This is a genomic window from Acidobacteriota bacterium (assembly GCA_016208495.1).
GTDB lineage: Bacteria > Acidobacteriota > Blastocatellia > Chloracidobacteriales > Chloracidobacteriaceae > JACQXX01.
Genome location: JACQXX010000052.1, coordinates 1 through 15,345, shown reverse-complemented (window position 1 = coordinate 15,345; position 15,345 = coordinate 1). Strand labels below are relative to the sequence as shown.

At 49.0% G+C, this 15,345-nt stretch carries 7 protein-coding genes; 6 read left to right on the top strand and 1 reads right to left on the bottom strand.

Features of this window, described 5'->3' with window-relative positions; genetic code table 11:
* Positions 1 to 38: 38 nt before the first annotated feature.
* From HY774_08695 to HY774_08670, 6 genes are all read left to right on the top strand, one after another.
* The gene (locus tag HY774_08695) at positions 39 to 1,556 is read left to right on the top strand and encodes a hypothetical protein (GenBank protein ID MBI4748556.1); all 1,518 of its coding nucleotides are present in this window, start codon (positions 39 to 41) and stop codon (positions 1,554 to 1,556) included.
* Between the two features lie 113 nt (positions 1,557 to 1,669).
* Complete coding sequence (locus HY774_08690) at positions 1,670 to 2,074, top strand: hypothetical protein (protein MBI4748555.1); 405 nt, start codon at positions 1,670 to 1,672, stop codon at positions 2,072 to 2,074.
* An 87-nt stretch (positions 2,075 to 2,161) separates the two neighbouring features.
* A complete protein-coding gene (locus tag HY774_08685; protein ID MBI4748554.1) occupies positions 2,162 to 3,844 on the top strand; it encodes a hypothetical protein in 1,683 nt (560 codons plus the stop codon).
* A gap of 86 nt (positions 3,845 to 3,930) precedes the next feature.
* Positions 3,931 to 7,350, top strand: a complete 3,420-nt coding sequence (locus HY774_08680) for a hypothetical protein (protein MBI4748553.1) — start codon at positions 3,931 to 3,933, stop codon at positions 7,348 to 7,350.
* 177 nt (positions 7,351 to 7,527) lie between these two features.
* Positions 7,528 to 8,943: a hypothetical protein gene (locus HY774_08675; protein MBI4748552.1), complete on the top strand. Its 1,416-nt coding sequence runs from the start codon at positions 7,528 to 7,530 to the stop codon at positions 8,941 to 8,943.
* A 341-nt stretch (positions 8,944 to 9,284) separates the two neighbouring features.
* Positions 9,285 to 11,738, top strand: coding sequence for an SUMF1/EgtB/PvdO family nonheme iron enzyme (locus HY774_08670; GenBank protein MBI4748551.1), 2,454 nt, complete (start codon positions 9,285 to 9,287; stop codon positions 11,736 to 11,738).
* A gap of 76 nt (positions 11,739 to 11,814) precedes the next feature.
* Here the strand turns inward: HY774_08670 and HY774_08665 are convergent, their stop codons facing one another.
* On the bottom strand, positions 11,815 to 15,117 hold the full coding sequence (locus HY774_08665) for a CHAT domain-containing protein (GenBank protein MBI4748550.1): 3,303 nt from the start codon (positions 15,115 to 15,117) through the stop codon (positions 11,815 to 11,817).
* Between the last annotated feature and the right edge of the window lie 228 nt (positions 15,118 to 15,345).

Genomic DNA, 15,345 nt, shown 5'->3' with positions numbered 1-15,345 from the left:
TATTTGTTATTGGTCGCCGATTGCCGACCCATAAATGTATGACTACTCACACACCTGCCACACTCAAAAAAACACGATCCGCGTTGAGGGGGCTCCTGATAACAACTGGGATGAGTCTGAGCCTGGCTCTGGCTGGATGCCAGGGTACTGCTGAACCACCTCAGTGGAAAACGATTCTGGAAACTGGTGACTCCGATGTCGTCCCGTCTAAACTGGAGGTTTTCCAAACCAGCCCTAACCTGGTGGTCTATCTCGACATGAGTCCAAGTATGCGTGGGTTTATTTCTTCCGGGAAAGAAGAATCGGTCTTGAGCCGGACACTCCAGGAGCTTCGTGGATTGAGTCTTAATCCTCCAGTTGAAATCTGGATGCGCCGGGTTGGCGCCGAAATTGGTCACTTGCAAGCCACTGAAGAATTGATCCTGGCTTCGCGGACTCAGGCAGCGTTTAACGAACAGTATAATGACCTGGCGAAAGCCGTTCAGTATTTTTCGCCTCCGATTTTTGGAGGTGGCCTGGTTGGTGGCCCAGCGGGGCCGGTGACATCTCAGGCGGACCCGCAGGCTCTGGAGAATGCGTCTCTCCCGGCTCGATTTCATATTTTAGTCACCGATGGGGTTCACTCAGTTGAAGATAAAGTCGGCGGGTCAGATCAAGTCAACCTTCAACGCAATATTCGGATGTTGCTCGAACAAGGCTGGAGCGGGAGCATTTTGGGTGTTCGGAGTCAGTTTAGCGGCGATATCTACTCTGAGATGAACGCACTGCTCAAACGCAAAGGGTTAAATCAGGCGGTTCCGCCCACCGCACCTGCCTACACTTCAGGTAGTGATCCAACCCGGTATCGGCCATTTTATGTGTATGTTTTTTCACCGGATCCGGGAGCGCTCGAAGGATTGATTCGGCAATTAAAGCACAAACTTCAGGTATTAAATCCAAATACCGGGGCGGTTTACGAATTGCCGCTGGGGTGTCCGTTGACAAAATCTGGTGATCCGGCGCTGGTCGAGTTCAGCTCAAGTGGTTTTGAAATCGAGAAAAGCAAGTCTTCTGAACTGGGACCAGCCAGGCTGACCGTGAAAACTGAACCGGGTCAGACAAACCTTACATTCTCAGTGACCGTGTCGAAAATTCCCTGGTCGGATTCGGCTTTGAATCTGGGAAGTCCTCAAGAACTCACCACGCTGTTGACCTGGGAAACCGCTCAGGTTTATCCCAAAGCCGGGAAAGACCAGGCTCAGTTTCGCTATCCGAAACTGATTTTGGTCAATCCTGCAAAACCGGATTCTCAAGGGAAACAGGTGCTTGAGTGGCGACTGGAATGGCCGAAGTCAACTGATCCTCCAGCCTGGCGGGTATACCGGGCGACCGGGCATCTCAATCCGGAAGCCGACGTTCCAGCATGGGTCCGAGACTGGTCAACGCAAAATGACGAAATCGCGGAAAATGGAAACCGAACGTATGGCCTCGACAAATCCCTTGCCGGCTTGTGGAAAAGCGCGGCGCTGAAAAAACAACCCGTGGTTGAATTGTACCTGCGGATTGGACCGAAGTAGGAACCTTTGAAGCTCAAGAAGACAGGCTGAGAAAGTCTTTTGTACTGACCCTTTGAATACATTGTACGAGAAAAAGGATTTGATTTGAACCTGTTGAGAGGAGACCTGGGAATATGAGCTATCTCATGAGTTTGATGTCACCAACCTGGACCGCATTTCTCCGGTTGTTTGCGGCGACGACAGAAGATTACTGGCAGGAAATTGCAACCAAGTGGTTGATTACCACACTTGTCGTTGCGGCTGTTTGCTCTGGGGTGATGTTGGCTGTCAAATGGGTTCTGAAACGAAACGCGGGTGCTGTGAACACCTGGTCACGTGGAAGAACCCTCCTGTTTATTGTCATTGGCTTTATTCCAGTACTGCTCGGAGCGGTACTGATTTTTTTAACCAACACACAGCAGTTTCAAACTGAAATCGGAACCCACAGCCTCTGTGTCGGCATTTTCTTTTCATGGGTGAACTATGTGGTGTTCATGGTTTTTGGTCACCTGGGGCCCTGGCGTGGGGATTTGGTCTAATCCAAATCAGTCGTGAGTCGTGCAAATGAAGAAGTGTTGAAAAAAAGACCGCACTGACTGTTACAAACAGAAAAAGGAAGGGACCTCATGAAATATGTGTTGATTCTGATTGGCGGCACCGGCGCCAAAGTCGGAGAAGCCTTTATCCGGTTGGCAATGGCTGGCGTGCCCACTCGAATTGATAAAAATAAAATCCTGACCAGTTCCGGGGACGAAGTCCAAATCTGGCGGGTTGACCCTGATCGCAGCTCCGGTGCGGCAATTGCTCTCCAGAAGGCGGTTGACGACTACCGCGAATTGCAAATCAATCTCGGAGGGATGGAAGGCCATTTTGCGTGGAGTGAGTGGGGGATGAAAATTGATACTCGAATCCGTCATCTGGACCCGCTTCAAATTTCACAAGTGGATAGAGGTGGAGCGAATTCAAAAACGCTACGGGGCATTCTTGATTCGCACAATTTGAGCGGATTGAGAAGTTCGAAACCTTTTCTGGATACTTTTTATGAGCCAAAAGAACTGGATGTCCAGATTGACCGTGGCTTCTATCAAAAGCCATTTATTGGGGCTTCGGTCATGGCCGTTTTTACCCACCTTCTGAAAGACCAGAACTCGCCAGGGGGGAAAGAACTCAATCTGAATGAATTTGAAGGTCAGGAAGTCAGGTTTTTTCTCTGCGGGAGTCTGCATGGTGGGACCGGCGCCTGTGGTGTTCCGGTGATGGCTCAGTTTTTAGGAGAGATCCGAAACGAACATCCGACCTGGGGCTGGAAAATCGGTGCGGCACTGATGGCCCCATATACCATTCCTCCTCAGCCACCATTTCGCCGACTCAAACCTGGTGAAGACGCAACTCCGCAGATTGTCGAGGAGCATTTCCGCGCCCATGGCACTCACGCTGCTTTTTCAGGGTTGGAGGAAGGGGAAAAGCGGGAACTGGTTCGGCAAATTCTGCTTGGATTTTATGCCGATCCGGAAGAAATGCAGGAACGGGCTCAGCAAGGATTGGCCTATTACCAGGATCACGCCTCAAAACATCTGAATGACCTGTATCTGGTTGGAAAACCGGCACCTGACCTTTTGCCTTTCTGGAGCAACGGGGGAAAATCCCAGCGAAATCCGCTCCACGCGACGGAAGTCGTTGCGGCACTGGCGGCATTTAATTTCTTTGCCAGTCCAAATGAAGGAACACACGCTGTAACTTCATACAAGGTTGGAACTTCCACCGAACATCTCAATGCCACGATGAGTCTGGCGGACTTTCCGCGCTCCACGATGCAGGATGGGGCCAGTATTGATCTGGAGCGAGTGTTTTTATCTTCAGCCGCACTGTACTTTTTTGCCAAACGAGTGATTCCCTGGGAACACGAGCCCGTAAAATGGCAAGGCATTGGTCCATTGCGACAGATGTATGTCAAAAACAGTGACCGGTATGAGGCGGAGAAACGTCGCTTTCACAACGCGCTGGATCTGATTGCCGCAGCCATGACGGCGCTGTGTGATCCGGCAAAAACGTTGGGGTGGAACAATCAGGATATGGCTCAGCTTCAAAACTATTTCTCCAGTACCCAGAGCACGATTGATGAGGTGAAGGAGAAAACACGCAAAACATTTTGGAGTGACAAAGCCCGCGGCACCCTGATGCTGGGCCGGAGTGCAGTTCAGGTTTCAGACGCTGAGTTTGGCAAATGGTGTCCACCTGAAAACGAATTTACGCCAGGGCGTTATTTACGCTGGGTGTGGTCACAGGTGTATACCAAAAAATCCAGTTGAGCCCAGGTACTGATGGTTGGAAACCAGGGATTGTCAGTCATACCTGCCGGAGTGAATGAGGAGTTGAGATAGACGAGGGAAAACCTATGAGTGATTACAAAATCCTGTTGAATAATAATTTGTTAGGGGGAAATATCGGAGTGGTCAACGAGCGGCGGTTTCATAGGGTGGAAAACCTGCCGAGCCCGCTCTTTAACCCCAAATACTTTGAAGCGATTCCATCCGCCTGGGCCGGCGCCTATAGCTGTAAGAAACTCATCGAAGCTGAACAAAGCCGCCGCCGTCATACCGACCGCGAACTGACTCAGGAATGGGTGTGCTTATTTTTGCTTCATTATTGTGGGCTGGCTCATTTGGAGACTTTTCCCAGGGGTATCTTGGAAAAAGAGTTTGATCCTGATCTTTGGCCGGCCCTGAGTGGTACCTATCCCAATCCGAAACAAGATGAGTCATTGAGGGCAGTTCATTTATTAAAAATGGATGATGGGACGGTCATTGGAGGGTATTACCCGGAAACCGTTTTTTTCCCAAGTCGCGGTCGCTCAACCTGGTCCACAAGCAAACTTCTGGCACCATACCTGAAGGAGACCCATCTATCATGGGAACGATGTCGAGAGCTTTTACTGAGTGAGAAAACCAATTCGACCGATCAAAGCCAGGACATAGTTAACCAGGATTCGATTGAAAAGCGAGTTCACGTCCATTTGCGTACCATTGCCAAAAAAGTGTTGGAGAACACCATGCGCACTGCGCTGGATAGTTTTTGTGAGGGGGCTTTTGGACCACTTGAGAAATCTGTAAATGTGGATGCCATCGTCATTGATTGGGATCCAGGGCAATGGAACACGCTCGGAAACGCCTTTCTCAAGGAGCCAAAAGCCTGCCTGGAAAAATATCCGTTCCAACGGCAACGAAATGGCGGAACGACTTACTACCTGATTTCGGGAATGCCGCAACTTTTACCCTGGATGACGACTCCACTGGAAATCGGGATGCCGTCGCCGGCTCAGTTTCAACGGCTTGGACCCCGGACCATCGGTGTGGAATTTGCCGGGAAGGAGGTTGAGTTCCAGCTTGATGAACAGTCAGACGTTGTTTTGTTGAAAGATTTCTTCCTGGCTGATGCTCCCTACTGGTGCCGCAAGCCGGCTTCATCGCTAACTCGGCGGCTGCACGAAGTCGAGGTTCACGACGTCGGTGAAACATTTTCGGTTCTCAAACCAGGTGAGATTGCGATTTGCCTGGCACCGGTCAAACAACGGCTGTTGGAGCATTTTCCTGAGTTGTTGCAGCGCCCGGACGCGGATATTTGGGTTTCAGGCAACGGCATTGACTGGACCTTCACGCTACTCGGGAAAGAAATTGCCTGGCGAACGGAACCGGTATTTTCAAAATTACTTCAGAATGCCAATCTGACGCTCTGGCCTCCAAAAGTTTCCCAGGACTGGAAATTGTATCTGGCTTATGGATTTGGAGCGAAAAAACGTGAATGCGGCCAGTGGGTCCTGATTGATGAACAGGGAACACCCGCGCGCCAAATCGAAGTGGATGACGAAACCTACATCAGTTTGTTGACTGGTTCGGACCGGCCAAATCGTCCGTACGCATTGATGCTTCGCGATAGTGGAAACCGGGAACGCGGCGTCGCCTTTGTATCAAAATTGGTTGACCAGCCGGCCCGAGGTATCCATCACGCCCATCTGGGGGTGGATTTTGGGACCAGCAATACCGCTCTGGCCTATAAAGTGACGGGAGATCCTGCGCCACTCAATTTTAGCCTTAGTCCGGCAGTGGTCTGGGGAGCTGGTCTGGGTTTGGAAATTCCAGGAATTATCCCCTCGAAGTGGGAAAGTGGCAAAGGATTTTTCCCAACTATCCTCCTGGATCTGAAATCAGCCAATTTGCACAAGGTCAAGCCGGAAGACATTCAGTTGGAACACCTCTTTCAAGCTGATATTCCGTCGCTTCATAAAGGAATGGGCACTGCAACCGCTGAAGCCCAGTTTGAGGATGCGTGGAATACCCGGCCAGGCACAATCCTGAAGTGGAATTCGGTCTCGACGACGGGTGAAGAGTTGCCGTTTCGCGAAATATTTCTCCAACTGACATTGCTCTATGCCCACGCTGAGGTGTTTTTCAGCTACAAAGAGCCAATCAGCGAGTATGTGTTCACCTTTCCACTTGCCTTTACCGAGACACAAGCGAAGAATTTTCATAAAGAAGCCCGGCAGGCCATCACCAAAGTTCGCTCATATTGTTACGGCTCGACCCTGGCTGGTACGTTTGACTACGGGGATAAACTGGATGAAAGCACCGCCATTGCCAATTCCCAGCAGGCAATTGCCAACCCAGGCATCATTGATGTGTTTATTGATGTCGGAGGTGGCACCGCCGATTTGGCCGTTCGGTACGATCAAAGTTTTCTGGTGCTCGACAGTATCAAAGTTGCGGGGGAAGCTTTCTTCCGGTTTACCGAAAAGAACTTTGAGCCGCCGGCAGTGCGCGGGAGTGAGATCTTTCGGCGAGTGCTGGCGGGGTTTTTACGCGGCGTGGACCACAGCCTGACACGGGATGAACTCTTCGGTAAGTTACCGACCGGGGTCTGTTATTCCCTGCACATCACCAACAAAACCAATGATGCTTTTGCCAAAGGAGAGGCTACGATTCTTGATCGCCTGGAAAATCCATCGTTTCAGTGGTATCGAGCCCGGTTGTTTTTCCAGCATTTGATTTTATACGGCTTGTTACAGACCTGTGCGGCAGCCGTCAATCAGAAATTGATTTTGGGCAATGGTCGGTCGCCCAAGATTCAGCTTATTTTGAGCGGCAACGGTTGGGGGTTGCTGGCCTTTGCCAAACTGGAGCGTTCGGCCAATGAACTCCGGCGTGAAGCTCAGGCAATCCTGGCCTTGATTAAATCTCATTTGATGAAAGCAGTGGTTGACGAAGTGGAAATTCAGTACCTGCGGGCACTTGAAATCCAGAATGTGATTTTGTTGAACCAGGAAGATCTGAAAAAAGCCAAAACATCCGTGGCGATAGGGGCCATTACCAGGCTTGAAGGGCAAGACCAGGCAATGGAAGTCCAATCAAAACCCTATACCGGAATCACCCTCAAAAACCTTCAGGTCAACGAGTTCCCACCAGTCACCATGCGTTGGTGTGATCATTGGAGTTTTGACGCTATCAAAGACAAGATTGGAAAAAACTTCCAAACCATCGAAAAGGCGAGCACCGAAGAGTTGCAAGATTATGAACAGCCAATGGATCCGATTTTGCCAATTTTCACGCTGATTGGAAACACTCGGAATCCAGACGTGAATCTGATGCCGCCCGAAGAGTGGAGCAGTCTCAACGCAGTGCTTCAGCAAGGGGTGAAAGCATGCCTTGATTTCAAATCAAAACAATCACCGCTTGGGTTTTTCCTGTCCCGATTGCTCTATCCCGAAGACCGCGACCATAAGTTTCTCAATGTACTGGCTGAGAAGGATGGAAACTACCGGTGACAGTTCAGCCGAAACCAATGAGTCAGTGCCACCCGCGTGAGTAGGTGGGCTGGCTTGTCTCTACCTCACCCGCTCACGCGGGTGGTACTGACAAGCCCTTTCTTTCCAACACCGACCTGGCCTGACACAAAATCCGGTACAAGCAGGGATGTAAACGCAATTTATTTGAGAGGCACTATGAATTTTCCAAAAACAAAATCGAATCTGGCAGTTTGCGCACTGGTGATACTGCTGCTGATAGGTGTTGGGTGTGGAACCGGGGAAGACTCTTCTGCTGAACCGAAAGACCAAAATGCAAATGCAGAAGGACCGTCCATCAGCCCATCGCAGTCTCCAGAACCGCCACAACCTTCTTTGGGGGGTGAAAATGACGCCCAAACTCTGGTTGAAAGTATTAGGTTTTTACAATCACAAAAAAGTAGATTTACCGATAAACAGTCTCAAAAACAGTCAATTACCTTAATAACAGGAAGTCTTCAAATTTTTTCTAATATAAAAGAGGGAAATTCAGATGAGCAGAACATCAAAGAAGCAAAAACCTATTTAAGTGAATCAAATAAGCTGAGTTGTTCGACTCAGTTAGATAGTCTTTTCTCAGAATTAGGCGGGGTCAGTGCTCATCCAGAGATAACAACGCATTTTAAGAAAATTCAGGAAATATTTAAAACAAAAGCCTCTGTTTCTGCAACCGGTGATCAGGAAGGTTTGGCAAACGGCCAGCCAGCCGGTTCGACTACAGCCGAAAGCGGTGAGAAATCCCAGGTTCGTGAACTTTTAGAACTCAAGCAGGCGATTGCCGATATGAAAGCGTCCGTGGCAAACCAACCGTATTTTCACTGGCTTGAGCAAGGAGGCACTTTTTTGGTTGCCCTTCTGATTGGATTGGGGGGAGGGGTGGTTTTGGGTAGAACCCGCCGCCCGGCTATGAATGATGGACCTCCGCCGAATGACCCGGCACGTGAAAAACAGGAAATGAGAGATCAACTGCAACAACTGATGAATGAATACTCTGTTGGTCTGAAAACATTTATTGGAGAACAGTTTACACAACAGGAAAAGAAACAGGCTCAGTCTTGGAACGAACTCAAAGATATACAAGAAAGTCATGCGAACATGTTGCTCCAGGTAAAAAAATCTTTGGACGATAACCGGGGTCAACCATCTCAACCGCCAGCGACTCCTTCGGTCGTTGGCAACCAGGGACATTCCGAAAAGAACCGCATTCAGGTCCAACCGTCAACTCCGACATTTCCATCTGGCACCGTTGAAGAATGCTTAAAACAAGTGAATAGGGTTGTACTAGATGTTGGTCCAGTAAATGGCCAACCTCAAGTTCTTTCAACACAAACTAATCAGGCGCTTTTTTCTATAACTCGCTTTTTTGATTCGAGCAACAGGCAGCCACATTTGCTGGCGTTACCAAACCGGGATCGGTTGATGGCTCAGCATGAATTTTCCTACTACTACACAGAGTTTTATTCTTGTTCGGAGATCCGTACTGGCGAGATTGTCATTACAAAGCCGGCTCTGGTTGAAGAATACCGTGGAGAATATCGGTTGATCCAAAAGGGAGTGATCGAAATCCGACAGTGATAAGTACCTTACCGAAAATTCCAAGACATTTTGAACCACGAAACACACGAAATACACGAAAAGAATCAAACACTTACCAAATTCAATATCTCAGGAAACTTATGACAAAGTACTTGCCGGAAAAGGACTTGTCGGTACGACCTGCGTCAGCGGGTGGACTCCACTTCTTCCAGCCCACCTGCTGACACAGGTGGTACTGACTGATACTTCCACTATTTAATCATCTCCTCGATTTACAGGAGGTTAACCTATTGAAACAATTGTATTTCCCTGAACCCTGAACCTTGACTGGTATAATTCTATTTTTCTGAACCCCAAATCCTAAAAATCGGATATACACCGTGGTACATCGTCATCGTTTTTTTTGTCCAATTCATAAAATCAGTTTTCGGGCCAGCAACTCAGGGCCGATTGAATGTATTAGTCACGAACACGTGCTGGGCAACGCTTTTCCAAAAGAGCCGTTTTGGGGGTATTGTCTGGGTTGTCGCAATTACTGGCCGATTGAAGTGGAAGACCTGACCCACAAGCAAAACCAGCATTGCCCGGCCTGTGATCGTCCGTTTCATCATCAGTACCTGTGCGATTCCTGCCAGACTCTTTGTTTGGGGGATACAAAAGCGGCTGCTCAGCATCATTTCTTTGGATTGACGAACGAGAAACCGCCAGCTTGCCCTGGATGTGGTGCTCAGGCACGGCAGACCGTCAAGCGGCACCGATGCTGGGTTCTCTCCGTGCCGGTTGCCACTGCTCGCAACCAGTGTCCCTTTTGCCATCAGCCGCCGCACCAGGATTTTGGGCTTCCGATTCCGATGAACCAGTATTTGGCCTCAATCTCCGCCAGACCCGGAACCCAGATTGCCAGTTTTACTGAAGGTCTGATCGTCAAGGACGAAAGCATTGCTCCAGATGCTTTTCTTCTGATCTTGAAATCAGTTCAGGCAGCGGATGGTGTTGGAAAAGGAATTCATCAACCGCAAGGGCATTCCGTTTTGTTGCTTCCGCAGCTTCTGCCGGTGCCGGTGATGCCTGAAACCGCCCAATCTGCGCCAATTGTCTCCAAGACGGGAATCGGTCACTACACAACCATTGGCGAAGCGGTTGCCCAGGCGTTTCCAGAGGCTGTCATTCGCATTTTTCCAGGAGTGTATGAAGAAACCGTCATGATTAACAAACCACTCAAACTGGTTGGGGAAGGTGAAGTGCATTCAATTATTATTCAAGGACACAACAACCCTGGTTTGGTTGTGCAATCGGCTCGGGTTCATATCCGGGGATTGACCCTGCGCACCACCAACACCGAAGGCTCATCTCGTGAGGCCATATTGATAACCGATTGTGACGTCAGGTTTGTCAATTGTGTGATTTCATCTGAGGGCGGCACCGGGTGCCTGGTTTATGGAGAAAAAACAATGGTATCACTCAAATATTGCTCGATTGTGAAGACCGGTAAGGAAGGCATTCTTATTTATGAAGGCGCACAAGGATTGCTCAAGGGCTGTGAGATCTGGCAAATCGGTGGTTCCGGGATGATTGCAACTCAAAGGAGCCAACTCAGGTTGTGGCGCTGTTCGATTACACAAGCCCAACACAGTGGAATCCTTGTCTCTCTCCAGGCCAATATTGAAATCAAGGAAAGTAAGATTTTTAACAACCAGCATGCCGGGATTGCCGTGACGGCTGAGGGAACTGTAACAACCGAAAAAAGTACAATTTATAACAACAATCGGGAAGGTGTGTATCTCTCTGAAAAAAGCAGTGCCAAATTGACTCATTGTGATGTGTATGGAAACACGCTGGCTGGGATTTCGGTCGTTCAAAAAAGCTTTGCCCAGTTGGAACAATGCACCATCCATGACGGAAAGCAACTTGGAATTCGTGTTGAGCAAGGGAGCCGGCATCTCGTCACGAACTGCAAACTGTATGGGAATGCTTTGGGGGATATTGAGCATCAGAAAATATCGGCGATCAAGTCTTTAAAAAGTCAGGTTGGACTTGCCGGGACTCAGGATTTTCAGACGTACCAGTTTTTGACGGTCACACTTGGCCCTCACCAGGAAATTGTATCCCGATTTCAGAAAAAAGCCGTTTGTTTTATCGAGAGCCTCAGCGATGACGTGTCATTGACCATGACGAAAATCACTGGTGGGGACTTTTGGATGGGATCCAAAGTAGGTGACCCCAACGCCCAGGAATCCGAGTTCCCACGTCATCACGTTACGGTTCGCTCATTTTTTATAGGGGTTTATCTCCTCACACAAGCCCAATGGAAAGCCATTATGGGTTCTAACCCGTCACGATTCCGAGATGACCCTGATCTTCCGGTTGAGTATGTCAATTTCTCGGAGGCATTGGAGTTTTGCCGGTTGTTATCGAAACGAACCGGACGAACGTACACACTGCCGACCGAAGCCCAATGGGAATATGCCTGCCGGGCCGGCGCCGCCACGCCATATGCTTTTGGTGATAGCCTGATACCAGAGATTGCTCAGTATCAGAAACCTGACTTAACTGGAAAAACAATCCCGGTTGGAAGTTTAAAGTGGGCGAACGCTTTTGGTTTATATGATATGCATGGAAATCTTTGGGAATGGTGCCTCGACCCGGATCACGAGAACTACCAGAATGCACCCAGCGATGACCGGGTTTGGAGTGTCAAAGGTAATAAATTCCAAATTATTCGGGGTGGATCCTGGAGCACCGTCGCCGATTTGTGCCGTTCGGCTTACCGTGGTCGGGTGTTGCCCAAAGTTCGAAGCAATAATATTGGGTTTCGGGTCGTGTTGAACCTGTAAATAGACTCCAGGTTTTCGATTTTCTAAAGACAAAACCAGGCGCGAGCCACAGGCTCTGCACCATCCCGACCGCCCTTTACCACTCACCCTGGATGACAAGCCCTGACCAGTCCGAAGGTGATTTCCATTTTGTTTGAGTCAGCATCTCGATTTGAGCCTGACGCAAGGCAGCGGCTGGAGATAATTTCTTTGAACCCTGCAGGTGTTTGTAAAATCGGATCATCAGTTCACCCGTGGCCTGTTCTTTGATGCTCCAGAGGCTGACCATCACGCGTTTGGCGCCTGCGTACATAAACCCACGGGTCAGACCGATGAGTCCCTCGCTCCGAACTTTTTTGAGTTGTGACTGAACATCACGTTTTGGCTGTGAGCCGGTCAGGTCCGCTCCAAGTCCAGTCTGGCAGGCGTGGAGCACAACGAGCTCAGCCGGTAAATTCAGGTTATAGACATCAATTGCACTTAAAAATCCAGGTTGCGAATGACCTCTGGAATCCACCAGCGACAACATAAGGCCCGAGTATTCTGGATTGACTGCATTTAAAAAGCCATGGGTTGCAAAGTGGACAATCTGGTACTGACTCAATTCAGGGTGAAGGGCCAGTTCCCGATTGGCATCAAAGTCAAAGGCTGTTTTCACCTGTTGGGGTGGCACAAAGGTCAGAATTTTTTCGATGGCTTTGCGTGTTCCAGCCAGTCTTGGAAGGTTGATTCCGGAAGTCGGGATGCCTGCTTGAGAAGCTGATTCAAGAGCCTTTTGAGAAAAGTCAATCAGCATTTGTTCGTCCGAAGTCAATGCTGGTTTGGGTCGTGATGCTTCTGCGGTCAGGCTCTTTTTGGGGGTGGTCAGTCGAGCATCCTGTTCCGAAAAAACCGGGTCGGCCAGCACTGCCAACCGCTTTGGCGCTTCCCGCCGGGTTGATGTTTCATTTCTCAGGGCGGCCAGCGTCGTGACTGACGGCAACGAGATGATTTCATGATCCAGAACCATTGGTTTCCACCCAGGCTGGGAGTTGATTTGAACTGAACCTGGTCTAACAGCAGTATGGCTACCTGGGGTTGTCGGTTTGGGCAGAGCTGAAAACGGGATGTAGTGCAACACCCCATCCGCCACAATCAAAAGACGTTGATTCCTGAGCTGTGAGGCGACCGGCCCAAGCACGATTCGGCTCAGTTTGTCAGCCGCTTTTACATATTCGGTTTCTGGTTGATTGGCAGTGGTCAGAAACCGGTAAACCTCTTCAGCTATGGTTTCAATTTCAGCTCGCGGGGGAAGTTGATAACTGGTGCAGGTGGTTTGGGTGATGGCCCACATATAACTTCGATCATCACCAAGCGCAAATTCGAGTAGCAATGTGTTGTCATCCACAACTTGTTTTTGAATTTCAGCCAGTGTCAGCGCTTTGGGTTGGGTCAGCGAGGCATATCGTGGACTGTGTTGACGAATCTGCGCCTGAACGTCGTTGTACTCAATGGTTAATTCCTCAAGCTGTCTTTCGCCTTTCTGCTTATCTTCAGCCGAATATTTTTGATTGAGGAGTTTGGCATACGCCTCAATATGCGCAGTGAATCGCTGTTCAACATCTCGTTCTCTGGAAAGCAGTTCTGGTGAAACGCCAGTACGAATGTCGGCTTGAGCTTCCTGGAGTAATCCCAACAAATTTCGGGCTCGCATCAATTCATTGACCTGAAAGGCTTGTTCACGATGCCCACCTGATGGATCTTGCTCAGCCCACTGCATCAGCAAATCAATCTGAAACTCATAAAACTGTTGCGAATTGGCCAAAAATGAACTGAGGAGTTGGCGATTGGTAAATCTGGTGTAGTAAGACTCGACAATACGGATGGCTTCCTGGATATGTGCGTGAGCTGAGGCAAATTGGTTTAACTCACACTCAATCTTTGCCATTCCAAAGAGATTTAAAGCCTGACCTGAAAAATTCCCAATTGCCCGACGGATCGTCAATGATTGCTGAAAATAATCCAACGCTTTTTGGGGCTCACCCAGTTGGTGAGAGGCCGAAGCCAAATTGTTATAAACCGTTGCTTCCGCTCCCCGCCTCCCATTTTTCTGACACCACTCCAAAACCTGAAGATAAGCGTGGATTGCTTTTTGAGGCTGTCCTTGCCGACGATACACCGTCGCACCAGAATTCAGGATTCGCGATTCTTCCGCCTGATCTCCAAGCTTTCGAGCCAGTGCCAGCGCCTGTTCAAAGGCTGCCTGTGCTTTCTCCAACTCATTCATCCCAAGGTAAGGCAAAATCATATTTGCCAGCAACGCACACTCCAACCGTTGATCACCAATTTCCCGGAGAATTTGAATTGCCTGTTCAAAACTCTCCATTGCTTTTTGTTGTTCCCCAAGGTTGATATAGATGGCGCCGATGTTGTTGAGCGTCGTTGCCTCACCCTTTCGATCTTTTAATGTTCTGCGAAGTGGAAGGGCCTTCAGGTGATATTCAATTGCTTTTTGGTAGTTTTCCTGGTCATGGAAAACTGAACCCATATTATTGAGCACTGAAAGCTCACCACGTTTATCCCCGAGTTGACGTTTTAAGCGGAGCGCCTGTTCATACGCCTCAAGCGCCTTTCCTCGTTCACCACTCATTCGGTAGCCCAGTCCAAGTTCAATCAACGCCATTGATTCTCCAAGCTGATCGCCACAGGCTCGAAAGCTCTCCAGTCCCTGACGATCAGCCTCGATTGCCGTCCGAAGTTGGCCAAGATCTTTTAGAAGCCAACCGATCAACGCTTGGGTAATTCCTTCCCACTGCCGATCACCAAGTTTTTGCCAGAGCAGGAGTGACGCCTGATAGGTTTCGATGGCTTTGCGCAGTGCCGAGTCAGTTTCCTGGCCCTGGTATTGTCCAGCTTCGAGAAATAGCTGTTGAGCCGTAATGCGGGTAGAGTCAGTTTCAGTCGCCGCTCGAACTTCAACCAGCTTAAGGGTATATTTCCCCTCTAACCCTTTGGGATAGGCCGCTTTGATCTTGAGTTGATACAAACCTGGATGTTTGGCAATCCACACCAGCGATTCAACCCCAAGCGTGCTGTCCCACCGATTCATGCCAGTCACCTCAGTCCCATTTTCAGTTTCAAGTCTTAATTCAACATCAATGCCTTGTTGCTCAACTGCGATGGAAACAAACTGGTCTTGATCAAGCGCAATTCGGTAATTATGGGATTCTCCAGGGGAAAGCTCCTTTTGAATCAATGTATCCGCGGATAAAACAGGTATTTGTTGGGCGACAGCCGCTTGAAAAAAAAGATCTGTTCTCCCTTTCTGGTCGGCAAGTACTAACGCTGACCACAGGAGTCCGTTTGTAATGATGAGGAGAGAAAGTAGAAAAAAACTCCGGCAAATCCGTAGGAAGAACATATTGCCTCCTGGGAAGGTTGAAATAGAGAATTCAGAATTTTGAAAGAATACAGTAAATTAATTTTTCTACAGAGGAAAGTCTACGTGTATTAGATACTCCGACAAAGTAACGTCTAGAAAAGAGAAGAAAAGTTGATAAAATTAAGAAGGACTGATCCATCCCCAAAGAGAAAGAGAACTGGAAGCGATGATGTACCGAAACCTGGAACAATTTTCCGAAAGCCGAAT